The organism is Confluentibacter sediminis (assembly GCF_003258355.1).
Taxonomy (GTDB): Bacteria; Bacteroidota; Bacteroidia; order Flavobacteriales; family Flavobacteriaceae; genus Confluentibacter; species Confluentibacter sediminis.
The window spans coordinates 1-26,808 of sequence record NZ_QKPO01000016.1; the positions used below are offsets into that span (position 1 = coordinate 1).

At 32.2% G+C, this 26,808-nt stretch carries 22 protein-coding genes and 2 tRNA genes; 11 read left to right on the forward strand and 13 right to left on the reverse strand.

Features of this window, described 5'->3' with window-relative positions:
* Nucleotides 1–121 precede the first annotated feature (121 nt).
* The 3 genes from DKT72_RS14335 to DKT72_RS14345 all read right to left on the reverse strand — a co-directional run bounded on the left by DKT72_RS14335 (nt 122) and on the right by DKT72_RS14345 (nt 2,443).
* Nucleotides 122–196 (reverse strand) — tRNA-Pro (locus DKT72_RS14335).
* Between the two features lie 22 nt (nt 197–218).
* Nucleotides 219–302, reverse strand: a tRNA-Ser gene (locus tag DKT72_RS14340).
* Between the two features lie 92 nt (nt 303–394).
* Nucleotides 395–2,443 carry an HD family phosphohydrolase gene (locus tag DKT72_RS14345; protein WP_111309435.1) on the reverse strand — a complete coding sequence of 683 codons (2,049 nt, stop codon included), beginning with the start codon at nt 2,441–2,443 and terminating at the stop codon, nt 395–397.
* 205 nt (nt 2,444–2,648) lie between these two features.
* Between DKT72_RS14345 and DKT72_RS14350 the strand changes: the two genes are divergently transcribed.
* On the forward strand, nt 2,649–3,824 hold the full coding sequence (locus DKT72_RS14350; protein ID WP_111309436.1) for an acetyl-CoA C-acyltransferase: 1,176 nt from the start codon (nt 2,649–2,651) through the stop codon (nt 3,822–3,824).
* A 118-nt stretch (nt 3,825–3,942) separates the two neighbouring features.
* Nucleotides 3,943–4,692 carry a C40 family peptidase gene (locus DKT72_RS14355; protein WP_111309437.1) on the forward strand — a complete coding sequence of 250 codons (750 nt, stop codon included), beginning with the start codon at nt 3,943–3,945 and terminating at the stop codon, nt 4,690–4,692.
* A 6-nt stretch (nt 4,693–4,698) separates the two neighbouring features.
* Here the strand turns inward: DKT72_RS14355 and nudK are convergent, their stop codons facing one another.
* Nucleotides 4,699–5,283: a GDP-mannose pyrophosphatase NudK gene (nudK, locus tag DKT72_RS14360; RefSeq protein ID WP_111309438.1), complete on the reverse strand. Its 585-nt coding sequence runs from the start codon at nt 5,281–5,283 to the stop codon at nt 4,699–4,701.
* 206 nt (nt 5,284–5,489) lie between these two features.
* Between nudK and DKT72_RS14365 the strand changes: the two genes are divergently transcribed.
* A complete protein-coding gene (locus tag DKT72_RS14365) occupies nt 5,490–5,723 on the forward strand; it encodes a hypothetical protein (RefSeq protein ID WP_111309439.1) in 234 nt (77 codons plus the stop codon).
* Nucleotides 5,724–5,785: 62 nt separating this feature from the next.
* On the opposite strand, the gene ettA is transcribed toward DKT72_RS14365, so the two are convergent.
* A complete protein-coding gene (ettA, locus tag DKT72_RS14370; protein WP_111309440.1) occupies nt 5,786–7,477 on the reverse strand; it encodes an energy-dependent translational throttle protein EttA in 1,692 nt (563 codons plus the stop codon).
* A gap of 34 nt (nt 7,478–7,511) precedes the next feature.
* Nucleotides 7,512–7,694, reverse strand: a complete 183-nt coding sequence (locus DKT72_RS14375; RefSeq protein WP_111309441.1) for a CAL67264 family membrane protein — start codon at nt 7,692–7,694, stop codon at nt 7,512–7,514.
* A gap of 276 nt (nt 7,695–7,970) precedes the next feature.
* On the opposite strand from DKT72_RS14375, the gene DKT72_RS18280 reads away from it, so the two are divergent.
* Entirely contained in the window at nt 7,971–8,114 is a 144-nt protein-coding gene (locus DKT72_RS18280; protein ID WP_162623320.1) for a hypothetical protein, read from the forward strand.
* Between the two features lie 114 nt (nt 8,115–8,228).
* On the opposite strand, the gene DKT72_RS14380 is transcribed toward DKT72_RS18280, so the two are convergent.
* The 4 genes from DKT72_RS14380 to DKT72_RS14395 all read right to left on the reverse strand — a co-directional run bounded on the left by DKT72_RS14380 (nt 8,229) and on the right by DKT72_RS14395 (nt 10,301).
* Nucleotides 8,229–8,951 (reverse strand): pirin family protein, encoded by a 723-nt coding sequence (locus tag DKT72_RS14380; protein ID WP_111309442.1) that lies wholly within the window; start codon nt 8,949–8,951, stop codon nt 8,229–8,231.
* 89 nt (nt 8,952–9,040) lie between these two features.
* Entirely contained in the window at nt 9,041–9,478 is a 438-nt protein-coding gene (locus DKT72_RS14385) for a MarR family winged helix-turn-helix transcriptional regulator (protein ID WP_111309443.1), read from the reverse strand.
* A 5-nt stretch (nt 9,479–9,483) separates the two neighbouring features.
* Nucleotides 9,484–9,768: a GNAT family N-acetyltransferase gene (locus tag DKT72_RS14390; protein ID WP_111309444.1), complete on the reverse strand. Its 285-nt coding sequence runs from the start codon at nt 9,766–9,768 to the stop codon at nt 9,484–9,486.
* A gap of 2 nt (nt 9,769–9,770) precedes the next feature.
* On the reverse strand, nt 9,771–10,301 hold the full coding sequence (locus tag DKT72_RS14395) for an NADPH-dependent FMN reductase (protein WP_111309445.1): 531 nt from the start codon (nt 10,299–10,301) through the stop codon (nt 9,771–9,773).
* 180 nt (nt 10,302–10,481) lie between these two features.
* On the opposite strand from DKT72_RS14395, the gene DKT72_RS14400 reads away from it, so the two are divergent.
* Nucleotides 10,482–12,110 carry an acyl-CoA carboxylase subunit beta gene (locus tag DKT72_RS14400; RefSeq protein ID WP_111309446.1) on the forward strand — a complete coding sequence of 543 codons (1,629 nt, stop codon included), beginning with the start codon at nt 10,482–10,484 and terminating at the stop codon, nt 12,108–12,110.
* Between the two features lie 260 nt (nt 12,111–12,370).
* Here the strand turns inward: DKT72_RS14400 and DKT72_RS14405 are convergent, their stop codons facing one another.
* Nucleotides 12,371–15,196 carry a TonB-dependent receptor gene (locus DKT72_RS14405; RefSeq protein ID WP_111309447.1) on the reverse strand — a complete coding sequence of 942 codons (2,826 nt, stop codon included), beginning with the start codon at nt 15,194–15,196 and terminating at the stop codon, nt 12,371–12,373.
* Nucleotides 15,197–15,273: 77 nt separating this feature from the next.
* On the opposite strand from DKT72_RS14405, the gene DKT72_RS14410 reads away from it, so the two are divergent.
* On the forward strand, nt 15,274–15,657 hold the full coding sequence (locus tag DKT72_RS14410; protein WP_111309448.1) for a transmembrane 220 family protein: 384 nt from the start codon (nt 15,274–15,276) through the stop codon (nt 15,655–15,657).
* A gap of 31 nt (nt 15,658–15,688) precedes the next feature.
* On the opposite strand, the gene DKT72_RS14415 is transcribed toward DKT72_RS14410, so the two are convergent.
* Both DKT72_RS14415 and DKT72_RS14420 read right to left on the reverse strand, forming a co-directional pair.
* Nucleotides 15,689–18,031, reverse strand: a complete 2,343-nt coding sequence (locus DKT72_RS14415) for a VWA domain-containing protein (protein WP_111309449.1) — start codon at nt 18,029–18,031, stop codon at nt 15,689–15,691.
* 150 nt (nt 18,032–18,181) lie between these two features.
* Nucleotides 18,182–18,706: a DUF8685 domain-containing protein gene (locus DKT72_RS14420; protein WP_111309450.1), complete on the reverse strand. Its 525-nt coding sequence runs from the start codon at nt 18,704–18,706 to the stop codon at nt 18,182–18,184.
* 403 nt (nt 18,707–19,109) lie between these two features.
* On the opposite strand from DKT72_RS14420, the gene DKT72_RS14425 reads away from it, so the two are divergent.
* From DKT72_RS14425 to DKT72_RS14445, 5 genes are all read left to right on the forward strand, one after another.
* Nucleotides 19,110–19,478: a hypothetical protein gene (locus DKT72_RS14425; RefSeq protein WP_111309451.1), complete on the forward strand. Its 369-nt coding sequence runs from the start codon at nt 19,110–19,112 to the stop codon at nt 19,476–19,478.
* A gap of 168 nt (nt 19,479–19,646) precedes the next feature.
* The gene (locus DKT72_RS14430; protein ID WP_235841721.1) at nt 19,647–20,129 is read left to right on the forward strand and encodes a septal ring lytic transglycosylase RlpA family protein; all 483 of its coding nucleotides are present in this window, start codon (nt 19,647–19,649) and stop codon (nt 20,127–20,129) included.
* A gap of 100 nt (nt 20,130–20,229) precedes the next feature.
* On the forward strand, nt 20,230–23,061 hold the full coding sequence (uvrA, locus tag DKT72_RS14435; protein WP_111309452.1) for an excinuclease ABC subunit UvrA: 2,832 nt from the start codon (nt 20,230–20,232) through the stop codon (nt 23,059–23,061).
* A gap of 43 nt (nt 23,062–23,104) precedes the next feature.
* Entirely contained in the window at nt 23,105–23,794 is a 690-nt protein-coding gene (locus DKT72_RS14440) for an LOG family protein (protein WP_111309453.1), read from the forward strand.
* A gap of 137 nt (nt 23,795–23,931) precedes the next feature.
* Entirely contained in the window at nt 23,932–26,760 is a 2,829-nt protein-coding gene (locus DKT72_RS14445; RefSeq protein WP_111309454.1) for a gluzincin family metallopeptidase, read from the forward strand.
* The last annotated feature ends 48 nt before the right edge of the window (nt 26,761–26,808 follow it).

Genomic DNA, 26,808 nt, shown 5'->3' on the forward strand with positions numbered 1-26,808 from the left:
TTCACCGATTTGCACACCTTTTATATGATTTTAATTGGTTTCATTTGAAACCCTTAAAAACAAAAAAACACTGATAATCATACGATTAACAGTGTTTTAATACTTCCTATTTCTAGGTTCGTCGGGGTGGCAGGATTCGAACCTGCGACCTCCTGCTCCCAAAGCAGGCGCGATAACCGGGCTACGCTACACCCCGAAAATGATTATCTTCTTTTTTGCGGAGAGACAGGGACTCGAACCCTGGCGACACTTACGCGTCGACAGATTAGCAATCTGCTCCATTACCACTCTGGCACCTCTCCTAATATAAAAGAACTTCTGCAATAAAATTGCGGTTGCAAATGTAACGCATCATCTTTTACAACGCAACTATTTTTATTCTTTTTTTATACATCTATTCTGGATATTCAATTCGCAAATGATAAATGTTTGCTAACTTGTGCTTTAGCACTTTTTTTATAGATTCAATTTCTTTAAAAGTAATGTTTGCGTTCAAAAATTGATCGTCTTCAATTTGTTTATTAATAATGCTTTCAACAAAACTATCAATTTTAATGGATGTTGGATTCTTTAAACTTTTTGAAGCCGCTTCTACACTATCACACATCATTAGTATAGCTGTTTCTTTACTAAATGGTTTTGGTCCTGGATAACAAAAATCTGCTCTCTCTGCATGGTCGTTTATCTCTTTTTCTTTCATATAAAAATAATAAACAACACTAGTACCATGATGGGTTCTTATAAAATCCATAACCCTATCTGGAAGATTATACTTTCTGGCTATTTCTATACCATTTATAATATGATCGACTATCATTTGGGCACTTTCTTTTGGAGACAACTCATCATGTGGGTTAATCCCTGTAGTTTGATTTTCAGTAAAATATGTTGGATTTTTCATCTTACCTATATCATGGTACAATGCACCTACCCTAACCAACATGGCATTAGCTCCTATTTCACTAGCCGATGCTTCAGCCAAATTCGCAACACTTAAAGAATGATGGAAGGTCCCAGGAGCAACATTTGATAATTCTTTCAATAATTTTGAATTAGTATCAGACAATTCTAAAAGTGAAACATCTGAAACCAAACCAAATATTTTTTCATAAGCGTAAATGAGTGGTTGCACAAACAATGTAGCTAGTCCACATAAAATAAACCAAATAAATGTTTCCCAATTAATCGTTTCCACACTGCCTTCATGGATTACAAAAAAGGCAAAGTAGGCAATGATATAAATAAGTGTTATCTGTGCTACCGAAATAAATAAATTAGCACGCTTATATAATTCAGAAACCGTTAAAATAGTTACAATACCGGCAATAATTTGAAGAAACATATACTCATAACTATTGGGAACAATAGACCCTAATAGTAAAACTGTAATAACATGGGCAAACATACCCAATCTAGCATCAAAAAAAGCCTTGAAAACTAAGGGTAAAATACAAATAGGTACAACGTAAATATATTTAGAATTATAATTAACAACCATTGTGGTGAGCAATACCATTAAAAATATATTGAAAAAGATGAAGGTAACTTTTGTATTGTTTTCAAATATATCCAGTCTGTATTTTCTTAAAAACAAGAGCAACATTAAAAGTGCCAGCGAAACTAATAATGTGTAAGCAAATAGAATCCAGTTATAGTTGGATTTGGTCCATACTTGCGATTCGAACTCTGACTTTAAAGATTTTAGTATTTGGTATTTATCTCCTTCTATAACTTCTCCTTTGGAAATAATTAAAGTTTCTTTTTCTATACTACCTCTTGAATACGATATTTTATCAAGGTCATCTTTCAATGCTTTATCAGTGAAAGATTCATTAAAAGTTAAATTTGGTTCAACAAGATCAAAAAACAATGACACAAATACTGTTTTATAGGCATCTAAATTATGTTCTGAAAGTATTTTGCTTATAACAGATTTTACTTCGTCTTGCGTAATTAAATTTGAAAACTGTGTATTGTGCTTTTTAACCTGACCTTCTAGAATAACAGTAACTCTATCATCAGGGAAATTATAATTTTCATTTAAAATTCCAAAATGATATAATTCTTTAATAATTTCATTTCCTGCATTATATAAACTTTTTAACTTCGATTTTGATAAAGAATCTGAAATCGTTTTTTTAAATTCTACCTCAAATAAATCAACTACTTTCTTTTCAATAGCGGGATCTTCATTAAAATAAACAATGGAATGATCGATGATATTTTGCTTTTCAGTAGCTATTTCTTCATCGGATTTTTTAACAGCAAAATTGAATGGTGCATATAAATTTTCTGATTGCCACGGTTTTCCTTTTTCAAAATTATATTTAAATTTTCCACTTTTCGGAAAGAAATAAACAATTAAAAACGTAGTACATATAAATAATAATGCTTTGTAAATTAAAGAATGATTTCTGTATAATTTATTTATGAAGTCTTGCATTATAATTGTTAAGGTTTTTGTCTGTCACATATGACTTTATAATTGTCACACAGAATTCGCATAGCAAACATATAGCTTTTATAATTAAGCTCATTTCAAATGTAATAAATTCTAAGGCTTCTTTTAACTTTTATAATAGAGTAATCCATCTTATTTCTACTAAAAAATGATTAATTTCGTACTTGATAAGCTAAAAATTTGAATAATGATTAAAGATGTGGTTATTGTATCCGCTGTCAGAACACCAATTGGTAGTTTTATGGGGGCTTTATCGACTATTCCCGCTACGCAACTGGGCGCTATTGCTATAAAGGGAGCTTTAAATAAAATAAATTTAAAGCCAGAATTAATTGACGAAGTTTTAATGGGCAATGTGGTTCAGGCGGGCAATGGACAAGCTCCTGCTAGGCAAGCTGCTATACATGCTGGTATCCCAAATACAGTACCTTGCACTACTGTAAATAAAGTATGTGCTTCTGGCATGAAAGCCGTGATGCAAGCTGCACAAAGCATCGCCATAGGAGATAATAATATTGTTGTTGCAGGAGGCATGGAAAACATGAGTTTAATTCCACATTATTTATACGCTAGGACAGGCACCAAATTTGGACCGACATCTTTAATTGATGGCATGCAAAAAGACGGTTTGGTTGATGCCTACGACCAAAATGCCATGGGCGTTTGTGCAGATGCTTGCGCTATAAAATATGGATTTTCTCGGGAAGACCAAGATGCTTATGCCATACAATCTTATAAGCGATCTACTGACGCCTGGGAAGCAGGAAAATTTGATAATGAAATTGTGCACGTTGAAGTGCCTCAACGCCGAGGCGAACCTATAATTGTAAGCCAAGATGAAGAATTTACTAATGTTAGTTTAGATAAAATTCCATTATTACGCCCTGCATTTTCAAAAGATGGAACGGTTACAGCTGCCAATGCTTCAACAATAAATGACGGTGCTGGCGCCATGATTTTAATGAGTAAAGACAAAGCTAATGAGTTGGGTATTAAAATTTTAGCAACCATAAAAGGCTATACAGATGCTGCACATGAGCCAGAATGGTTTACAACGGCTCCCGCAAAAGCACTACCAAAAGCTTTAGATAAAGCTGGAATTACGATAAACGATGTAGATTTTTTTGAATTTAATGAAGCGTTTTCTGTAGTGGGTTTAGCCAACATGAAACTTTTAGGTCTTAACGATAAAAATGTTAATGTCAATGGTGGTGCTGTATCGTTAGGCCACCCGTTGGGATGTTCTGGGGTTAGAATTTTAATTACTTTACTAAATATATTAGAGCAAAATAATGCAAAAATTGGAGCTGCAGCGATTTGTAATGGTGGCGGTGGTGCTTCTGCTGTTATTATTGAGCGTTAATAATTTCTTTTTAATGATATACTTTTTAACACAATCTATGCTTTTTTCAAAATTAAATTTTCAAATTGCGCTGTCGTATCTAATAATCAATAATAAAATAGTTAATCGATATTAGTAAATGCAATACGGAGTTTGTAATTTAAGTGTAGTACCTTTAAGATTAGAACCTACAGATAAAAGCGAATTGGTTTCTCAATTGTTATATGGTGATTTTTTTAAGGTTTTGGAGCAACGTAAATTCTGGAGCAAAATTAGAGTTGCCTTTGATAATTATGAAGGTTGGATAGATAATAAACAATATAAAGATATTGATGAAAGTCAGTATACGTTTCTAAATACATCTGAACCCAAATTATCTATTGATTTGGTTGAATTCATTCAAGACGAAAATCATCAATTACATCCTATTTTACTAGGATCTTCATTAAATGGTTTATCTATTTTAAACCATAGCCATGATGGCAATACAATTGATGGTATTCTTTCAAAAAACAATTTAATTGAAACGGCCTTTTTATATTTAAATAGTCCGTATTTATGGGGTGGAAAAACACCTTTCGGGATAGATTGTTCTGGTTTTACACAAATGGTATACAAACTCAATGGCTACAAACTTTTACGAGATGCTTCTCAACAAGCGACACAAGGTGAAGCCTTAAGTTTTATTGAAGAAAGCGAACCTGGTGATTTAGCTTTTTTTGACAATAATGACGGTTTAATTGTTCATGTAGGCATTATTATGAATGACAATTACATCATCCATGCTCATGGTAAAGTAAGAATAGATCGCTTAGACCATTATGGCATTTATAATGTTGACAAAAAAGAACATACCCATAAATTAAGAGTTATTAAAAAGATTATTTAATTAATCTTATTCTAAAAGTTTGTGAAGCTGTGCATATTGTAATAAAACAATGGTTCTTGTATCAAATATCTCACCATGGTTTAGCATATCAATGGCTTTTTTAAAAGGCATTTCAAGCACTTCAATATCTTCATGCTCACTATCTAAACCTCCTCCTTCACTGACTTTCATAGCATCTGTATATTCACCAACAAAAAAATACATTTTTTCAGTCATAACACCAGGAGAACTGTAGGCTTCAAATACTTTTTTAACTTCTTTTATTCTATAGCCAACTTCTTCTTCAGTTTCTCTGATTATACATGCCTCTGGGTCATCTTTATCTAGCATACCGGCACAAACTTCAATGAGCATACCATCCTCATTATCATTCATATAAGTTGGCATTCTAAATTGCTTAATCAATATAATGGTTTGTTTTTCTTTATTATAAAGTAAAATACCTGCACCATCGCCTCTGTTATATACTTCTCTAGCTTGAGTTACCCACTTACCATTGCGTAGTTTATAATCGAAAGTTATTTTTTTTAAGATATAATAATTGTCGGAAAGTAATTTGCTTACTATATTTTTAATTCGTTTTGTAATCATTTAAAATTCCTGCTTTAGGGCTTTATAATTTTATTAGAATCCATTTATCACAAAAAATAAAAGAATGCTATTTTCCATTTTTAAATTTCGATAAAAATACCAAATCTAAAATTTGTAGGCTTAAAATCTCTCATTTAAATTCTTCCAACAACATATAAAAAAAGCATTATATTTGATTAATTATTATTGCAATTAATTTTTAACTCATGCGACATTATCACCAAATATCCTTTTTATTAATAGATGACAAGCAAATAGTTACTGTATTATCTATTGTTGTTGTGTTTTTTGCTATTGTATTGATTTTAGGAATTAGAAAATCATATAAGCTGAAAAAGGAAAATGAACAGCTTGATAAATTAAGTGAAGAATTAGCAAAGCAAGAAGAAAAATATAAAGATTTTACAGAAGGTCATATGTATGGCGGAGATGACAAATAAAGCTCTATAACAAAAAAGCCTGCAAAAAGCAGGCTTTTTTGTTGGTCAAATATAATTTATTTCTAACGAACCAATTTTTTATATTTAATGCGTGTCGGCATCAAATCGCCACCTAAACGTTTCTTTTTATTTTCTTCATATTCAGAAAAACCCCCTTCAAAAAAATACACTTGACTATCACCTTCAAATGCCAATATATGGGTGCATATTCTATCTAAAAACCAACGGTCGTGACTAATAACAACTGCACAACCTGCAAAGTTTTCCAATCCTTCTTCTAAAGCACGTAACGTATTCACATCAAGATCATTAGTAGGCTCGTCTAAAAGCAATACATTCCCTTCTTCCTTAAGTGTCATGGCTAAGTGCAATCGGTTACGTTCACCTCCAGAAAGCAATTTTACTTTTTTGTTTTGTTCACCTCCAGAAAAGTTAAACCTACTTAAATAAGCTCTTGAATTGACTTCTTTTCCTCCCATTAAAACGAGCTCTTGACCATCACTAAAGTTTTCCCAAATAGATTTTTCAGGATCTATATTAGAATGCTTTTGATCTACATAAGCTAGCTTGGCTGTTTCCCCTACTTTAAATTCACCTTTATCTGCAACTTCTTCTCCCATAATCATTCTGAAAATGGTCGTTTTACCTGCACCATTCGGACCAATAACACCAACTATTCCTGCTTGCGGTAATTTAAAGTTTAAATTTTCGTATAATAATTTATCATCATATGCCTTGCTGACGCCAATAGCTTCAATAACATTAGTACCTAGTCTTGGACCATTCGGAATATAAATCTCCAGTTTTTCGTCTAACTGTTTTTGGTCTTGGCTTAATAATTTGTCATAATTATTCAAACGTGCTTTTTGCTTGGTTTGTCTGCCTTTCGCACCTTGTCGAACCCATTCCAACTCACGCTCTAATGTTTTTTGACGCTTGGATGCCGTTTTACTTTCCTGAGCCAATCGTTTTGATTTTTGGTCTAACCAAGATGAATAATTCCCTTTCCAAGGAATGCCTTCTCCTCTATCTAATTCTAAAATCCAGCCAGCTACATTATCCAAAAAGTATCTATCGTGGGTCACAGCTATAACGGTTCCTTTGTATTCAGCTAGGTGTTGTTCTAACCAATGTACCGATTCTGCATCTAAATGGTTGGTTGGCTCATCTAACAATAATACATCTGGTTGTTGTAATAACAAACGACATAATGCAACTCGACGACGCTCACCACCAGATAAAACACCTATTTTTTTATCACCATCTGGAGTGCGCAATGCATCCATTGCTATTTCTAACTTAGTATCCAATTCCCAGGCACCAGCAGCATCAATTTGGTCTTGAAGTTCTGCTTGTCTGTTCATTAGTTTTTCCATTTTATCTGGGTTGGAATACACTTCTTCCAGACCAAACATATCATTTATTTTATTGTATTCATCAAGGATAGCAACCGTTTCAGCTGCTCCCTCACGAACTATTTCCATAACGGTTTTATTGTCATCTAATTTTGGTTCTTGCTCTAAATAACCAACGGTGTAATTAGGAAGAAAGGTGACATCTCCTTGATAATTTTTATCAATGCCAGCAATAATTTTTAGTAAAGTAGATTTTCCAGAACCATTTAGACCTAAAATCCCAATCTTAGCTCCATAAAAAAAACTTAGATAAATGTTTTTTAAAACTGGTGTATTAGCACCTTGAAAAGTCTTTGTAAGACCTGTCATTGAAAAGATTACTTTCTTATCGTCACTCATATTTGAATGTTATTTTATTTCGTTATTAATAGAATTATACTCTGCCTTTTAGAGCATTAAAAACCCATGCAATTGCAAAAAAACCTAACCCTACAGCAGCAAACCCCCAACCCGCAACATCATCATACCTAAAAGCTCCCATGCCTATAAGTAATAAACCAACCAAAATCATAATTGTTGTAGCCCAAGCAAGGACTGTATTTTTATTCATTGACATAATCAGATAATTAAAATTATAAAGAAGTTACAAATATCGTATTTTTAAACAAAAAAGCATCCTGTGAGGATGCTTAATTATAAGATTTTAAAATTGTCTATATTTGATGATTAACTATTTTAAATTCAGAGCTTCTATTCTCCCTATGTTTAATTTTAGAACATTTTGTGTTATTGTCGTATTCATTCACTAACTTTTATTCCCCTAAACCTTTCCTGTAATTCTATTGGTTTCCAAGCCATTTTTGAACACGTAATCAATCGTACTTTTTAATCTTTGCTCAGACAAAGCTATGGTTATAATAGTGATACCCCTCTAGAATCTGCATGGAAATTAATCTCTAGTTCTAACTTGGAATATTCGTTTATTAAGGATGAAGATGTAATAGATGATGAGTCTAATGAGTTTATTTCATCCTGAATCTCCGGCTTTTCTTTGTTTCTAGTTTCTTATTTTTTCCTTTATATCATTAAAACACACTGTGTGAAACAAAATAAAACAAAAGCATCCTGTTTAAGGATGCTTATAAATATTTTAAAATGTCATTGGCACTTCAATAAATAATAAGCTTGAGGCTTCTGATGCTTTGATTTCAAATGATTCTGTGTCTGAAATCCCTATAGCGTCTCTAGTTCCTAAAACATTTCCATTTATTAAAACATCTCCAAAAACCGTCATAACGTAAACCCCTTGGTTTTGACTTTTTAATGAGTATGTAAATGATGTATCTTTATCTAAATCTATTATAGATATAACGACGTTTTGATGTATTTTCAAACTTCCTTCATGGTTTTCGTCAATGGATGTAACCAAAGTTTGAAGCTTATTTTTTCTATCTTTTACATCGAACGATTTTTGGTCGTAACGCGGTTTAACATCTTGTTTATTGGGCATAATCCAAATTTGGAATAGTCCTAGATGTTCCTCAATTGAACCATTAATTTCTGAATGTTGAACACCTGTACCTGCACTCATAACTTGAACTTCTCCTGGTTTTACAGGTATCCATTCATCTGCCATGTTATCTTTATGCTTTAAGATACCTTTTAATGGAATGGTAATAATTTCCATATTATCATGGGGATGTGTACCAAACCCCATTTTGGGTGCAATAATATCATCATTTAGTACTCTTAATGCCCCAAAGTGCACTTTTTCAGGGTTATAAAAATTCGCAAAGCTAAATGAATGATTTGCTTGTAACCAACCATGATTTGCATAACCCCTACTATCTGCCCTATGAATTACTGTTTTCATTTTATTATTTTATTTTCTTTATTTCTACAAAAGTGGCCACCTATTTATTAATTGCTATTGCAATTATAGATTCCTGATTTCCTAAGAATTTATCGCATTTTATCAAGTAAATTACTTAACTGCTCTCCTTCTTCTTCACTTAAATTTTTGAGCAATTCTTTACTGAAATCTTCTGGAATAGATTCTAATAAATATTTGCCTTCATTTGTAATGGCTATTTTAACTACACGCCTGTCTCCAGAACAAGCTAATCTTTCAATATAATTTTTAGCACAAAGCTTATCCATTAAACGCGTGACGTTTGGTGAACGCTCTACCATTCTATCTTTTATAGTTTGAACATTTAAAGGCTCATTTGCTCCTTTTAATATTCTAAGGATGTTGTATTGCTGCGGAGAAATACCAAATGATTTAAAAAACTCATTTTGATAACTATTTATCCAGTTTGCTGTATATAAAATATTTAACAATGCTTTTGATCTGTTATTCTTGAATTTTGAATTAATATCTTTTGCTAAATCTCCCATGATTATTATTTATATAATACATCTGAATATTGTTGTGATTTCTTTTTGAATACTGCATTAGCAAAAGGACATAACGGATTAATTTTTATTCCTTTTATCCTAGCAAAATCAACTGCCGCATCAACAAGCTTATAACCAACACCTTGCCCTTTTAAAGCATCATTAACTTCTGTATGCTCAATAATAATATTTTGACCATCATTAACATATGTCATCAATGCTTCCTGTTTTCCGTCCACTTCAACAAAAAACTTTCCTTGTTTGCCGTTATCTTGTTGAGAAATTTGCATGCTTAAAGGGCTTTTTGAAATTGTTCTACAGCATTTTTTAATTGAGTATTGAAATCTTCGTTAGTAATCTTTCCGTTTGAAAAATTATTACTAAAAAAAGGTAGGGAAAAAGATTCAATAATATTGCCATCATGAAAAGGAAATCTACCCTTAGCTATTGCCAATGCCGTTGAACCTCCCATCCCTCCTGGTGATGTCGCCATTAAAAGCATGGGTTTATTATAAAACATTTTTCCTTCTATCCTTGTTAACCAATCAAATAAATTTTTAAATACCGTAGAATAGGTACCATTGTGTTCTGCTAAAGACAAAATAATACCGTCGGTATTTTTTAATATATCAAGAAACTTATAAGCATCATCCGGAATACCCTTTTCATTTTCTAAATCGATTCCATACAAAGGTAAATCGTAATCATTTAAATCTAGTATTGAAACGTTTACATTTTCAACCAAGCTAGATGCGTAAGTTGCTAAGTCCTTATTAATTGATTTTTTGCTGTTAGAACCAGCAAAAGCTATTATATTTTTCATATTTATTTATTTTAAATTCTGATACAAAGATAAAAATAATAATTTTATATTCCAAGGAATATATTTCCATGTAATATATTTTGAAGTTTTATTAAGAGCATAAAACATTATCTTTAAATAAAAGTTTGGTATTTCATAGGAAAAACAACTTTTGTACTTTAGCCACAAACAAACGAATACATGAATATAGACTTCAACAAAAACGAAGACCATAACAAACTTTTAGTGTCAGAACTTAACAATAGACTTACTAAAGTACATTTAGGTGGTGGAAAAGCTGCTTTAGAAAAGCAACATGAAAAAGGTAAAATGACGGTTCATGAGCGTGTTAATTATTTATTGGATTCTAATGCTAAATCTATAGAAATTGCTGCTTTTGCTGGTGAAGCTATGTATGAAGAACATGGCGGTTGTCCCTCTGGTGGTGTGGTTGTTAAAATAGGGTACATTAAAGGCAAACAATGTATTGTTGTCGCCAATGATGCTTCTGTAAAAGCGGGTGCTTGGTTTCCTATAACGGCAAAAAAAAATCTTCGTGCCCAAGAAATTGCTATAGAAAATAAATTACCTATTATTTATTTAGTGGATAGTGCTGGTGTTTATCTACCCATGCAAGAAGATATTTTTGCCGATAAAGAGCATTTTGGTCGTGTTTTTAGAAACAATGCTATTATGAGTAGCATGGGTATTACGCAAATTGCCGCCGTTATGGGCAGTTGTGTTGCTGGTGGAGCTTATTTACCTATAATGAGTGATGAAGCTCTGATTGTTGACAAAACAGGTAGTATTTTTTTAGCAGGAAGCTATTTAGTGAAAGCTGCCATAGGTGAACATATAGATAATGAAACATTAGGTGGTGCTACGACACATTGCGAGATTTCGGGGGTTACGGATTATAAAGCCAAAGATGATGCCGAAGCATTAGACACCATTAAGAATATCATTGATAAAATTGGGGATTATGACAAAGCTGGTTTTAATAGAGTTCATCCAGAAAAGCCTAAAGAAAACCCCGAAGATATTTATGGCATTTTACCGAAAAGCCGTGTGGAGCAATACGATATGTATGAAATCATAAAACGCTTAGTTGATAACTCTGAATTTGATGAATACAAAGCTGGCTACGGAAAAACGATTATAACATGTTATGCAAGAATGGATGGCTGGGCGGTTGGTATTGTTGCCAATCAGCGAAAACTTGTAAAAACCAAACAAGGCGAAATGCAATTTGGTGGTGTTATATATAATGATAGTGCCGACAAAGCAACGCGCTTTATAGCCAATTGCAATCAGAAAAAAATTCCATTAGTGTTTTTGCAAGATGTTACAGGTTTTATGGTTGGTAGCAAAAGTGAACATAGCGGAATTATTAAAGATGGCGCTAAAATGGTAAATGCTGTTAGTAATAGTGTCGTCCCAAAATTCACGATTATTATTGGAAATAGTTATGGCGCTGGTAATTATGCCATGTGTGGAAAAGCCTATGATCCAAGACTTATTGTGGCTTGGCCAAGTGCCGAACTGGCAGTAATGAGTGGGAATTCTGCAGCAAAAGTGTTGCTTCAAATTGAAAAAGCCTCACTTGATAAAAAAGGAGAAAAAATTACTCCCGAGAAAGAAGAAAAACTTTTTAATAAAATAAAAGATAGATATGATAATCAAGTATCCCCCTATTATGCTGCCGCCAGAATATGGACCGATGCCATTATTGATCCGCTAAACACCAGAAAATGGATTAGTATGGGTATTGAAGCTGCCAATCACGCTCCTATTGAAAAACCATTTAATTTAGGAGTATTGCAGGTGTAAAATAATAATTTGAATAAACAATAAAGGACGCCATAGGCGTCCTTTATTGTTTATAGTTGTTTTTACTCTCATCGTTTGGTAATGTCCAGGGAAAGCACAAACAATCCAGTATGTTCCTTAAGTACTTGGTGCTTGGAAATAAATTTTTCAGAGCTTTCCATACCTAAGATTCATGACTAGAATAACACTAAATCCGTACCTTATCCACATGGCTTTTTAGATGGTGCCTTTCATAAAAAACGACGTTAGATTATAGTCTGTTAAAATATATAATTGATTTTTAAAATAGCGCCTCTAGGCAATATAGGAACTACAACAAAACTAGCATCTGGGTTTGATTGAATAAATTCAGAAGTCACACCATTTGCATTGGCACCGAAACTATTAGCACCAAAGAAGTTTGCTAAGCCATCTGAATTAAACAAATTGGTTACCAGCACATTTGCCGACCAGTGTTTATTAATCTCATATCCTGTACCTAAATTAAAAACACTATAGGCTGGTAATTGAAACGCATTGGCCACATTACCTTCTCTCTGCCCCATAAACTGCCATTTTATAAATGCTGAAACTTTGTCTTTTTGATACTCACTACTTACATTCAACATAAGTTTTGGATTGAAAGCAAGCTGATTTCCCGAAAAATCTTGAATACCATCATCTGCAACATCAACAGTTCCTGAAGCATCATAAACAGTCCATTTAGTTGCTTTTGGATCTTGAATCACGCCATTAAAGCGAACGGTTAAATTATTAAATACTTGATACGCACTTTCCCATTCAATACCGATGGTTCGCGAAGTGTTTAATTGAATAGGGGTGTAAAATATAGTGCCATTATCTGAATCAAACTCAAAGTTAGTAACTCCAATATTTTTAAGTTGACTCCAAAAAACGGTACTTGTAAATGAAAAATCTTTTAAGCTGGATTTTAAACCTAATTCTAATTGATTGATCTTTTGAATTTCACCCTTACCATTAATTGGCACATTTGAGAAATTATTGAAATAATAATTTAACTCTGGGGCTTTATTTCCATGAGATATACGAGCAAAAAGAGACGAATTATCATGTATTTTATAATTTGCTCCCACTGAATAGGATGCATAATTGTAATTATAATCAAAAGTGTCTTGCTCTCCTGTGGATGCTAAAACCCCATTATCGTAAGCGGTATTGGTATCTCCATCAACTCCACCCGTTTGCGTAAATGGCGCAAATCTATCTTTACTACCGTTGTGATTTAAACGCTCTAAACGAAAACCTAAATCTATATGAAGTTTATCAGTAACTTTCCACTTATCATTAAAAAATGTAGCCAACTGGCTTACTTTAGCTTTCGAATTAACAAAGAATAAACCTCCATAATTACTAACACCATTAGCATCAGATAGCGCAATAATAGGCTCATTAGGATTTTCAAGGGTTACCTGTAACATTCTGGGATTAGGTTCATAAGTTACATAAGCGAAACTACCTTGAGTAAACAATGAAGTATCTGAGAAGCCTAACGCAAAGCCGGTTGTAAAATCATGCTTATCCCATTGTTTACGAAGTGTAAATTCATTCATAAACTCATCTGCCTTATTATCTTTAAACCAAGGAGAGGTTCCCATTATGGCATCATTAGGCAATCTTCCCTCTCCAATATATTGAACAGGGTCGCCCGACAAAATACCACTATTATCCAGTCTTGCTACTTCGGCACCAGATTGTGCATCACGAAATACTACTTGACCAATTGGAAACGTTGATCCACTCGTATCACTTATAAAATAGGCGGTTGGATCGTTTAAAGACACAAAGGCATTACTAATAGATGTTTGCCAATTCGCTTCTTTTAAAGATAATTTCATGTTGTTTTTAATAGACCAATCATTCCCTAAATCTTGTAATAACTCAAATCCAAAAGCCAAATCTTTCGCGTGAACGCCTTTTGAAGGGTCAAAACTATTGCTTCCCCCATTAGCAAGATTTCTACCATCTGGAATACTAGCACCAAATGCTGGCATCAATAATGATGTTGATCTGAAATCTTGACCAAAGGCTGCTTGTGGATTATCCCAATTAGTAGCTGCAACACCCGTCCAACGATTGGTGTAATCATCCAAAAACTTACCATAAAATTTAAAATAACCATGGCTGTTTTCTTTAATGACATTGTACTTAAACTGTCCTCCTTTACTGAAGGTGAAATCTGAGTTTCTCGCACCATCATCATACCTATAATGTCCACCAGCATTAAAAAACCAATTATTTCCTAAAGGTCCTCCCATAGTAGCATCAACTCTATATAATGGATTTCCTTCCCCTTGAATACCGCTTTGCAATTGAATTTCTCCACCAAATTCATTGCTTATCCCATGCGAAATAAAATTATAAATACCCCCTGGAGCATTCATTGCCGTTATAGATGCACTTCCACCTCTAATAGCTTCTATTCTTTTTGTAGTAAGATCTAACCGATGAAAAAGATCTGGTGAATAATAGGAATGTTGGATCAGACTAACAGGCAACCCATCTTCTTCTAATGAAATATAATACCATCCTGTATCATCTTCAGCTGACGCTGAAATACCTCTGCTATAAACTTTTGTAAATACTTCACCAGCGGAAGCATCAACAAAAGTTCCTGGAATAAGTTGTAGAGCATCCGCAGTACCTCTAGGAAAAATTTGATGTATTGTTTTTGAATCTATAGTTGAAACAGAGGTACTGGATTCTATTTTAGTCCGAGGTTCAAAATTACCCGTAACTACAACGGTTTGTAATTCCAATAGATCTTCCTGAAACGAATAATTTAGCGATACGTTTTCTTTACCAACTTCAATTTTATCCATTATTGATTTAAATCCAATATGGGTAAAGGTCACACTATAAGTACCCTCAGGTATTTTATCAAAAATAAAACCTCCTTTTTTATTTGTTGAAGTCGTATGGTTTCCTGGATTTAAAACGACGTTAACACCTTCTAAAACATGACCATTATTATCTTTAATAATACCATGTAGGCTAACTTGAGCAAAAACCGAGTTAACAATGAAAAACACAAAAATCCCTTGTAAAAAACTATAAATTCTAATCATTTAATAAAAATTGCAAATTAAAAATTGTAAAAATATATTTATTATATTTAAAACTTGCAATAATAAAAAAAATAGGTATGAAGGTCGCTACAAAGAGAAATAAATCTATAAAAATTAACATTATCCTATTTGTTATTTTCTTCCTGTTTGCTATCGTTCAATTAAATGATCCAGACCCTATTATTTGGTTTTCAATTTATGGCATTGTAGCTCTTGTATGCTTGGTTGCCAATTACAAAAAGATTTCTAAAATTTTATTATGGATATTAATTATTGGGTTATTGATATATTCTGTAAGCTACTTTCATTATTTTAAAGACTGGTTCAATATAGATCATAAAGAAGAGCTTTTTGGCGAAATGGTTTATGAAAAACCCTATTTGGAAGGCACTAGAGAATTTCTTGGATTATTAATGGCTATTGGAGCATTGGTATATCAGTTAAAAAGACCTTTAAAATAATAAAAAACGACCGTTTCAGGTCGCTTTTTTACTATAAATTTTCGTAAGAGGACACCAGCCGTATAAATTCTGCCCGATATCCATCTTTATCTTTACCTCTACCTAACTTTGCTAAAGAAATAACATCTTCAATTTTTGAATTATTGTGGTATTTTGATTGTCTTAATTGCATTCCAAACAAAGCAACTGCAGAAGCGAACCCTAAATCTTCTGAAGGAAGTCCAACTTCATCTTTTTGTATATGTATCATTTCTATACTTTTATCACCATCTGGTTTTTTGTATCTAAATTTAACGGTAAACAATTCATCAGAATAATTTTGAGTAACTTCTGGTTTGGTATATTTTAAATCTGCAACATCTTTTAGATAGCTGCTTTCAACACCTACAGGAATTATTTCATAAAGTGCTGTTACAGTATGTCCACTACCTAATTCGCCTGCATCTTTTGTGTCATCTATAAAATCTTCATCTTCTAACATTCTATTTTCATAACCAATAAGTCTGTATGCCTGTACTTTATTTGGGTTAAATTCTATTTGAATTTTTACATCTTTGGCAATAGTAAACAAAGTCCCACCGAATTCTTTTCCAAACACCTTTTGGGCTTCCTGCATATTGTCAATATACGCATGGTTACCATTTCCTTTATCTGCCAATGTTTCTAGCTTTGAATCTTTATAATTTCCATATCCAAACCCTAAAACAGATAAAAACACCCCAGACTTACGCTTTTCTTCGATTAACTTTTCCATGTCTTTGTCACTTGATACGCCCACATTAAAATCCCCATCTGTTGCAAGAATAACACGGTTATTACCATTCTTTTTAAAATTTTCTTCAGCTAGTTTATATGCCAAATTAATACCTGCACCACCAGCAGTTGAGCCACCAGCATTTAAATTATCTAAAGCCGATAGAATTTTCTCTTTGTTTTTTCCTGATGTTGGTTCTAAAACTACGCCTGCAGCACCAGCATACACTACAATGGACACTTTATCTTGTTCTCGAAGTTGATTGACCAACAATTTGAAAGCCGATTTTAATAATGGCAGTTTGTTTTGAGAGTCCATAGACCCAGAAACATCAATCAAAAATGTTAAGTTTGATGGTGGTAATTCATCCTTATCATAGGTTTTGCCTTGTAAACCAATCTTGACAATTTTTGTTGCAGCATTCCAAGGAGTTTTGGCAATTTCTGTATTAATTGAAAATGGATGTTCATCAGTGGGTTGTGGATAGTTATATTCGAAATAATTAATCATTTCTTCAATTTTAACTGCGCCTGGTTCGATGGTTTCTCCATTATTAATCATACGCCTTAAATTACTGTATGCAGCTTTATCTACATCAATAGAAAAGGTTGATAAGGGTGACAAGGACGTTCTTTCAAAATTATTTTCCTCTATAACAGCATAGCTTTCATCATTGTTTAATCTAAAATTCCCTTGATGTGTTGTAATTACAATACAACCATTATTTGCTATTTTTCCAAACTTTTGCTTTGCTTCTGTATTATCATATACAACTTTTCTATCAATATCTACTTCTGGTAAATTTTCAATTATATAATTGTTTTCTTTCTTTATTGGTGCTCCATCAACAATATATAATATTTCATTGTTAATATTTTTAGAATTATTTTTAGTAGAAATAAGTATGACACCACTTGCTGCTCTACTCCCATAAATTGAAGTAGCTGATGCATCTTTTAACACGTTTATATTTTGAATATTTTTTGGGTTTATTTTATCTAAATTATTATAAGGTGTAATAATGCCATCAACTACAACCAGTGGAGTTTGGTTATTATTTATAGAAGCCTGCCCTCTAATTAATATTTTATTGTTTTTGTTCTCATTAGCGTTGTTATTAGTAATATTTACACCGGCCACTCTTCCCTGCAAAGCATTAGTAACTGGTATTGTTGTTTGTATTTGTCCTGCTAATTGATTATGATAGGCTTTTTGCTTTTGGCTTTTCATTTGAGAAGCTGATTCTGCTCTGACCGATGTTACAGAACCAGTAAGATAACTTCTTCTTTGTGTTCCATAACCAACCACAACGACTTCATCTAAAGCTTGTTTAGAAGGCTCCAGAGAAACATTTATAGTATTAAGTTTTTCAACTTTTTTTTCTTTGGTTTCATAACCTAGACTGGAAAATACCAAAATATCGGAGTCTTTTGCTTTGATTTGATACAAACCATCAAAATTTGTAGTAGTACCTGTTGAAGTTCCTTTGATAACGACATTAACTCCTGGAAATGGTGTTCCATCCGTAGAATCTGTTACTCTTCCAACAATCAATTGTTCTTGAGCTGTTATTTGTAATGAAGAAATCAAAACAAATAAAAATGTGAATAATGTTTTCATAATAGTCGATTTAAAATGTTTAGCGTAAAACTAAATCCATCAACCTTATTATAAAACCAATAATGAGTGAAGTGCTCTTTTGGATGAGTAAAGCATAAAAAAAGGCTAAATTCAAATTCAGCCTTCATGATTCATCTTGTTATTAAAATTTTAACTTCCCTTCTGCCCAACAAATTGTTGGTTTTTAGATTTAAACAGAATATTAAAACTGGTTAAACTCCCATAAATTCTGGTAATATATTGCTGTAAATCTATTTTACTTTGTTCATCTAAATCACTGGCATTAATTCGCTGTTCCATAACTCGCAATCTGTCTCGAACCATCGTGATTTTATGAAAAAAAGTATCAATAGGCAGTTCGTAAGATTTTAAACTGGTATCTGCTGGTTCTAAAATCAGTTTTCCTCCTTTATATTTATCAGCAATGGTAACGACTTCACTAACATCACTCCATTTTTTAAGAATATCTACCAAACTACTTTCTATATCAAAAAAGCTCACGGTGTCTACATCGCCATCAGCGGCTTCAATCACTTCAAATTCACTATCTAAATCAATAGTTTCCAATCCATTTTCAATAAATGTCACCCAATAATGTTGAGCTGTTACATTGGTTACAACACCTTTTCCGTGTTCTGAATGGTTTATTCTAGAACCTATTCCTAATAATTTCATATTATTTCTTGTTAATCTGTCCTTTGCTTTATTAAAAGCACAATTATAATAAAACTTTAACTATTAATCATTTTTAATGAAATCAATTCTTAAAATAACTTGATGACACCTATAAATAATTCTTAATTTTCTGTTAAATACACCTCTTAAAAAAAAGATACAACCCCCTGTTTTTAATAGGGTATTATATAACTATTCACAAATAAAAAATACGTATGCTATTTTTAAAATACCACGGTAAAACAGATTAACAATTAAAGAGCAAATCATACCCCAAAACAGATGGGGTAAATCAAAATTCATATACAAATAATGTAAAAGTTAATTAATCTTAACGAAGTTGCCAATATCCTATATAGCATCTATTTTTATAGAAGAACAAACATTTTAAAACCTATAAATTATGAGAAAATTATGCTACTTATTATTTTTTGCTTTTGGACTTTCATTTGCAAATAATCAGCCATTAGAAAATCAAAACGAACCGAAGGTTGGTGACGTATTAATTATAAATCAACCCTCTGGAAGTAAATACAACTACATTTTTTTTCCAAAGTTAAATTTTATAGTTAAAAAAGGAGGTTTATCCAATTACAAAAGTGTACACGGAAATCATGTCATTGTAAAAGAAGTGGAAACAAAACCTAATGGCAAAACGTATGTTCATTTAGAGAAAAAAGACAATACAGATTTTTTCGGGTTTTTAAAAACGGTCAAAGCTAATTATGAAAAATCATTACATGCTGGTGAAATTTCCATAGTAAATGAATAATATTATTTTAATCAAATACTTATAGAAGCTACATGAACTATGTAGCTTCTTTTGTTTTAATATATAAAACCAAACATATAATAAAAAGATGAAGGCTTCGTTTTTAACCTAGTTTCGAACAATTTAAATATATTTAGCATTATTTTATCAATGAGTAAAATTAAAAACATGAGCTTTATTCTATTATTAATTAGACCAATAGGCTTTTTATGCTTACTTATTTTCACAACCAGTTTTTCTAGTGTATCCTCTAAAATAAACAAAATCAAAATATCGCAGTATGATACCATTATGAAAGATACTGTATTAATTGATACTATCGTTGTTGACTCCTCACTCACTAGATACACACCGTATAAGGAAAATGTGCATGCCTCTTACTACCACGACAAATTTAATGGGAGAAAAACGGCTAGTGGGGAAAAATTTGACAATAATTTATATACTGCTTCCCATAAAACATTAAAATTTGGAACTAAAATCAAGGTAACAAATACTGCTAATAACGAGTTTGTAATTGTCACGATAAACGATAGGGGACCTTTTATTAAAAATAGGGAAATTGATTTATCAAAAAAAGCCTTTATGGAAATTACAAAAAACAAATTAACTGGCTTTTTAATTGTAAATCTTGAAGTTTTGGAAGACTAACTCCTTTTTCTTGTTAGAAATAAATCTTCATATAAATTTAATAACTAAAATTGTACCTTTGCATTCCTGTCTACCGAACAGGCAGGTTTGCCTATAATTTATGAGCCAATTTGAGGATTTTATTGAAGTAAAAGGTGCTAGAGTACACAATCTTAAAAATATTGATGTATCCATTCCGCGCGAAAAATTGGTAGTTATTACCGGCTTATCTGGTAGTGGAAAATCGTCTCTGGCTTTTGACACTATTTATGCTGAAGGACAAAGACGTTATATAGAAACCTTCTCCGCTTATGCCAGACAGTTTCTGGGTGGTTTAGAACGTCCGGATGTTGATAAAATTGATGGTTTATCTCCCGTAATTGCCATCGAGCAAAAAACAACTAGTAAATCGCCACGTTCTACCGTTGGGACTATTACAGAGATTTACGATTTTCTTCGTTTATTATTTGCTCGTGCCAGTGATGCTTATAGTTATAACACGGGTGATAAAATGATAAGTTATACAGATGAGCAGATTAAAGAACTCATAGTCAATGATTTTAAAGATAAACGAATCAATATTTTGGCGCCTGTGGTTCGTTCCAGAAAAGGACATTACCGTGAATTATTTGAGCAAATAGCCAAACAAGGCTTTGTAAAAGTAAGAACAGATGGGGAAATAAAAGATATTACCAAAGGCATGATGCTTGATCGCTATAAAACGCATGATGTTGAAATTGTTATTGATAGATTAAAAATTGATGACTCCATAGATAACGACAAACGCCTAACAGAAAGCATCAATACAGCCATGTATCATGGTGAAGATGTTTTGATGGTGATAGACCAAGATACTAACGACGTCCGCTATTTTAGTAGAAATTTGATGTGTCCATCTTCTGGTATTTCATACCCCAATCCTGAGCCTAATAATTTTTCATTTAATTCCCCAAAAGGTGCTTGCGACCATTGTAATGGCATTGGTGAATTATATCAAGTGAACAGTCAAAAAATTATTCCAGATGACACTCTTTCTATCAAAAATGGTGCGCTAGCTCCCCATGGCCCAGAAAAAAACAGCTGGATATTTAAGCAATTGGAAATCATTGCCCAACGCTATAATTTTAAATTAAGTGATGCTTATAAAGACATTCCTCAACAAGCAAAACAAATTATTTTATATGGCGGAAACGAAAAGTTTTCAGTAGACAGTAAAACACTCGGGGTAACTCGCGATTATAAAATTGATTTTGAAGGTGTTGCTAATTTTATCGAAAACCAATACAAAACTGCAGAATCCACATCTTTAAAACGTTGGGCAAAAGAGTATATGGATAAAATTGTATGTCCAGTTTGTGAAGGTTCTAGATTAAAAAAAGAATCCCTTTATTTTAAAATAAATAATAAAAACATTGCTGAATTAGCAAATACAGACATCGTTGAATTAACAAGTTGGTTTAACGATTTACACCATCATCTGTCTGAAAAACAATTAAAAATTTCAGAAGAGGTTATTAAAGAAATTAAATCCAGACTGCAATTTTTACTAGATGTTGGCTTAGATTATTTATCGTTGAACAGAAGTTCCAAATCCTTATCTGGTGGTGAAGCCCAACGTATTCGTCTTGCCACCCAAATTGGTTCACAATTGGTTGGCGTACTTTACATTTTAGATGAGCCTAGTATTGGATTACATCAACGAGATAATGAGAAATTAATTAGTTCATTAGTAGCATTAAGAGATTTAGGAAATTCGGTTATTGTAGTCGAGCATGATAAAGATATGATTGAGCGTGCCGATTATGTGATTGATATTGGTCCCAAAGCTGGAAAATTTGGTGGAGAGATAATCAGTATTGGTACACCTAAAGAATTGTTAACACATCACACCCTTACTGCCGATTATTTAAATGGTACCAAACAAATAGAAATCCCTAAAAAAAGACGGGAAGGCAATGGGAAATTTATTGAACTAAAAGGATGCACAGGAAATAATTTAAAAAACATTTCAGTTAAATTCCCTTTGGGAAAAATGATTGGAGTTACGGGAGTTTCTGGTAGCGGAAAATCCACATTAATAAATGAAACCCTCTATCCTATTCTCAATGCACATTATTTTAATGGCGTAAAAAAACCCATGCCTTACAAAAGCATTAGTGGATTAGAGCATATTGATAAAGTGATTGACATCAACCAATCGCCTATTGGAAGAACCCCTAGAAGTAATCCTGTGACTTATACGGGCACTTTTAGTGAAATAAGAGCCCTTTTTGCTAAAGTACCCGAAGCCATGATTCGTGGGTATAAAGCGGGTCGTTTCAGTTTTAACGTCGCTGGCGGTCGTTGTGAAACGTGCCAAGGTGGCGGATTACGGGTTATTGAAATGAATTTCCTACCTGATGTTTATGTAGAATGTGAAACGTGCCAAGGCAAACGTTTTAATAGGGAAACTTTGGAGATTCGATATAAGGGGAAATCTATTAGTGATGTATTGAACATGACCATAAATGAAGCTGTTGATTTTTTTGAAAATATTCCTAAAATTCATAATAAACTTAAAACCATCAAAGATGTAGGATTAGGCTATATTACTTTAGGACAACAAAGTACCACGCTTTCAGGTGGAGAGGCTCAACGTATAAAACTGGCAACCGAGTTAAGTAAACGCGATACAGGAAATACTTTTTATATATTGGATGAACCCACAACGGGACTTCATTTTGAAGATATTAGAGTGTTAATGATTGTCCTTAACAAATTAGCCAATAAAGGAAATACGGTACTTATTATTGAGCATAATTTAGATGTTATTAAAACTGTTGACCATATTATAGATGTTGGTTATGAAGGTGGAAAAGGGGGCGGACAAATAATTGTGGAAGGCAAACCTGAAGACGTTGCTAAGCATAAAAAAAGTTATACAGCGAAATTTCTCAAAAAAGAATTAAATTAATCTTTATAGAACACAAAAGTTCAATAAATTAAACACCTATGATATGATAGAAGAAGGACATCATAAAAGATGGAATGAAATAAAAACAAACGACTCTTGGGCTATTTTTAAAATAATGGGAGAGTTTGTATCTGGTTTTGAAAAAATGAGTAAAATTGGGCCTTGTGTTTCCATTTTCGGTTCTGCAAGAACTAAATCTGAGAACCCGTATTACAAATTAGCAGAAAATATTGCAAAGCGAATTGTTGAAGCTGGTTATGGTGTCATTACCGGTGGTGGCCCCGGAATTATGGAAGCTGGTAATAAAGGAGCCCATCTGGCTGGTGGCACATCTGTTGGATTAAATATAGAACTCCCTTTTGAACAACATGACAATCCTTATATTGACTCTGATAAAAGCTTAGACTTCGATTATTTTTTTGTTCGTAAAGTGATGTTTGTAAAATATTCTCAAGGCTTTGTGGTGATGCCAGGTGGTTTTGGAACTTTAGATGAACTTTTTGAAGCCATTACTCTTATACAAACCCATAAAATTGAAAAATTTCCAATTATTTTAGTAGGAACAGAATTTTGGAAAGGATTATTTGATTGGATTAAGACAACCATTTTAGATGCTTTCGCAAACATAAGTGTGAAAGATTTAGATTTAATTCACTTGGTAGATACGGAGGATGAAGTAATAGCTATATTAGATAACTTTTATAAAGAATATAATTTAAGTCCTAACTTCTAAACCCTTTAATAACCTTTACATTTGCTTCTTACCTAAGCAAAACAATCAAGCAATATGAATTACAATGGTTTAATCAAGTAATTTACTATATTGCTGCGCCTATTTAAATACAAATCTTTTAATGTTGTTGCTATAAATTGAAATTACGTTTTTTAAGTTTTCTTTTTTCCATTTCATGTTTAACGGTTTTTGGTCAAAATAAGATTGATCTAAAAGCTGATTTTGATATGGAAATTGGTCAAATAAAAATATCGCAAACCATAACGTATCAGAACACCTCGCAAGACACCTTACAAAGTATTTATTTAAACGATTGGAATAAAAGCTATTCAACAAAAAAAACGGCTTTGGCAGAACGCTTGGCAGATGAATATATTAATGATTTTCATTTGGCCAAAAATGAAGAAAGAGGCTTTTCCGTAATAACATCCATTAAACAAAACAATCAAGATGTAGTTTATAATGAACTTAAAAATCAAATTGATGTTATAAAAGTTGATTTAATTTCCCCTTTAAAACCGAACGAAGCCTATACTATAACCCTTCAATATATTGTAAAAATCCCTAGTGATAAATTTACTAGTTATGGCATGACGCCTACTGGCGATGCAAACCTAAGATATTGGTATATAACACCTGCTGTTTATGATGGCAAATGGCATTATTATAGTAATAAAAACTTAGATGATTTATATATTCCAAAATCTGATATTACTTTAGAAATTGATTACCCAAAAGGCTATTATTTGACTTCAGAATTAGATGAATATGAAGTATCCCAAACTTCTGATAGACAAAAAGTTAAACTAAAAGGGCAAGATAGAATCAATAATAAACTATTTTTAAATAAACATAAGGTTTTTGAAACTATTGAAAATGAAAATTTGGGCTTAGTTACTAGCATCAATGACGAAGGTTTAAATCTTATTGAGAAGGTGTTAACCATAGAACGAGTTTCAAAATTTATTTTGAATAATCTGGGAGATTACCCTCATAAAAAACTTCTAATATCCGACATTGACATTCAAAAAGAACCTGTATATGGGCTAAATTTTTTACCAAATTTTATTCATCCCTATCCAGAAAGGTTTAATTATGAATTAAAATTATTAAAAATAGGCCTTCAAAATTATTTAGAAAATACATTATTAATTAACCCAAGAGAAGACCAATGGCTTTTAGATGGTGTCCAAATGTATTACATGATTAATTATATGGACGAAAATTACCCAGACATGAAATTTTTGGGTTCCATTGCTAATATTTGGGGTATTAGATCCTTTCATGCAGCCGATTTAAAATATAACGATAAATATAATTTAGCCTATATGCTTATGGCTAGAACCAATAGAGACCAGCCATTAACTATGGCTAAAGATTCGCTATTAAAATTCAACAAAAACATTGCCAACAAATACAAAGCGGGTATAGGCTTTAAATACCTTGATGATTTTGTAAATCATGATATTATAGATAATGCATTAAAATATTATTTAGCTAACACAAAACTCCAACCGACATCTCCGAAAGATTTTGAAACGTTTATAAAATCTAAAACCTCAAAAAATGTTGATTGGTTTTTTAATGATTATATAAATACTCGCGAAAAGGTTGATTATAAAATAAAAAATATACAAAAAAACAAAGATTCAGTCCAACTGACTATTAAAAACAAGAGGCATAACAATATGCCTATCTCATTATATGCCTTAAAGAATGACAGTATTATATCTAAAACTTGGGTTGAAAATATTGATAAAGAAAAAACCATTACCATACCAAGAAACGAAGCCAATAAATTAGTTTTAAATTATAATCAGGTGATTCCGGAATATAATTTAAGGGATAATTGGAAATCTTTAAAAGGTTTCTTTTTTAATAACAAACCTCTACAATTAAGGCTTTTTAAAGATATTGAAGACCCAAACTACAACCAGGTTTTTTTTATGCCATTATTAGAATTTAATAATATTTATGATGGCGTCACATTGGGTACTAAAGTATATAATGGCACATTATTAAGAAAATCATTTAATTACAAATTACAACCCAAGTATTCATTTAATTCTCAAGCCTTCACAGGTTCCGGATCGGTTTTTTATATTCATAATATCGAAAATAGCGACTTATACTATATGAGTTTTGGTTTAAGTGGTGCTTATAGCTCCTACGCTAATAATCTATTTGTTAGACAATTAATGCCAGCCATCTCTTTCTTTTTTAGAGAAGATGATGATTTTCGTTCAAACAAGAAAAAATCGCTGAAATTCAGATATATTGATATCCAAAGAGATAAAGACACTTCTAATTTGTTAAATGTTACCAAACCTAACTACAGCGTTTTTAATATTAATTTCATTAGTTCAAACGACAATTTAATTAATTTTAATAAATGGGTCGCTGATTTACAAATAGCAAAAACCTTTAGTAAAGTCTCATTTAATTATGAATATAGAAAGCTATTTGAAAGCAATCGTCAGCTTAATTTACGTTTTTATACGGGTGCTTTTATCAAGAACAAAAATGACAGTAACTCAAACTATTTTAGTTTCGCATTGGACAGACCTACAGATTATTTATTTGATTATAATTATTTAGGACGATCGGAAGCTACCGGTATTTTTAGTCAGCAATATATTGATGCCGAAGGTGGTTTTAAATCTAAATTAGACCCTGCTTTTGCAAATCAATGGATTTCAACAGTAAACACAAGTACAACGCTTTGGAAATACATTCTAGCTTATGGCGATTTAGGGGTTGTAAAGAATAAGTATCGCAGTGCTAAGTTTGTTTACGATTCTGGTATTAGAATTAATTTAGTCACCGATTATTTTGAAATTTATTTACCGGTATACTCTAATTTGGGTTGGGAAATTTCAGAACCTAATTATTCTCAAAGAATCAGATTTAAGTTTACAGTAGACCCGCAATCTTTACTTGGGCTATTTAGAAGACGCTGGTATTAAGTTTGTTAAAATTTTATTGATTTTTAAACAAATCAATTCATTTGATGA

Bases quoted from the DNA above. Each gene is read 5' to 3' on its own strand.
- DKT72_RS14345 (WP_111309435.1), bottom strand. From the start codon at position 2,443: ATGCAAGACTTCATAAATAAATTATACAGAAATCATTCTTTAATTTAC.
- DKT72_RS14350 (WP_111309436.1), top strand. From the start codon at position 2,649: ATGATTAAAGATGTGGTTATTGTATCCGCTGTCAGAACACCAATTGGT.
- DKT72_RS14355 (WP_111309437.1), top strand. From the start codon at position 3,943: ATGCAATACGGAGTTTGTAATTTAAGTGTAGTACCTTTAAGATTAGAA.
- nudK (WP_111309438.1), bottom strand. From the start codon at position 5,283: ATGATTACAAAACGAATTAAAAATATAGTAAGCAAATTACTTTCCGAC.
- DKT72_RS14365 (WP_111309439.1), top strand. From the start codon at position 5,490: ATGCGACATTATCACCAAATATCCTTTTTATTAATAGATGACAAGCAA.
- ettA (WP_111309440.1), bottom strand. From the start codon at position 7,477: ATGAGTGACGATAAGAAAGTAATCTTTTCAATGACAGGTCTTACAAAG.
- DKT72_RS14375 (WP_111309441.1), bottom strand. From the start codon at position 7,694: ATGTCAATGAATAAAAATACAGTCCTTGCTTGGGCTACAACAATTATG.
- DKT72_RS14380 (WP_111309442.1), bottom strand. From the start codon at position 8,951: ATGAAAACAGTAATTCATAGGGCAGATAGTAGGGGTTATGCAAATCAT.
- DKT72_RS14385 (WP_111309443.1), bottom strand. From the start codon at position 9,478: ATGGGAGATTTAGCAAAAGATATTAATTCAAAATTCAAGAATAACAGA.
- DKT72_RS14390 (WP_111309444.1), bottom strand. From the start codon at position 9,768: ATGCAAATTTCTCAACAAGATAACGGCAAACAAGGAAAGTTTTTTGTT.
- DKT72_RS14395 (WP_111309445.1), bottom strand. From the start codon at position 10,301: ATGAAAAATATAATAGCTTTTGCTGGTTCTAACAGCAAAAAATCAATT.
- DKT72_RS14400 (WP_111309446.1), top strand. From the start codon at position 10,482: ATGAATATAGACTTCAACAAAAACGAAGACCATAACAAACTTTTAGTG.
- DKT72_RS14405 (WP_111309447.1), bottom strand. From the start codon at position 15,196: ATGATTAGAATTTATAGTTTTTTACAAGGGATTTTTGTGTTTTTCATT.
- DKT72_RS14410 (WP_111309448.1), top strand. From the start codon at position 15,274: ATGAAGGTCGCTACAAAGAGAAATAAATCTATAAAAATTAACATTATC.
- DKT72_RS14415 (WP_111309449.1), bottom strand. From the start codon at position 18,031: ATGAAAACATTATTCACATTTTTATTTGTTTTGATTTCTTCATTACAA.
- DKT72_RS14420 (WP_111309450.1), bottom strand. From the start codon at position 18,706: ATGAAATTATTAGGAATAGGTTCTAGAATAAACCATTCAGAACACGGA.
- DKT72_RS14425 (WP_111309451.1), top strand. From the start codon at position 19,110: ATGAGAAAATTATGCTACTTATTATTTTTTGCTTTTGGACTTTCATTT.
- DKT72_RS14430 (WP_235841721.1), top strand. From the start codon at position 19,647: ATGAGCTTTATTCTATTATTAATTAGACCAATAGGCTTTTTATGCTTA.
- uvrA (WP_111309452.1), top strand. From the start codon at position 20,230: ATGAGCCAATTTGAGGATTTTATTGAAGTAAAAGGTGCTAGAGTACAC.
- DKT72_RS14440 (WP_111309453.1), top strand. From the start codon at position 23,105: ATGATAGAAGAAGGACATCATAAAAGATGGAATGAAATAAAAACAAAC.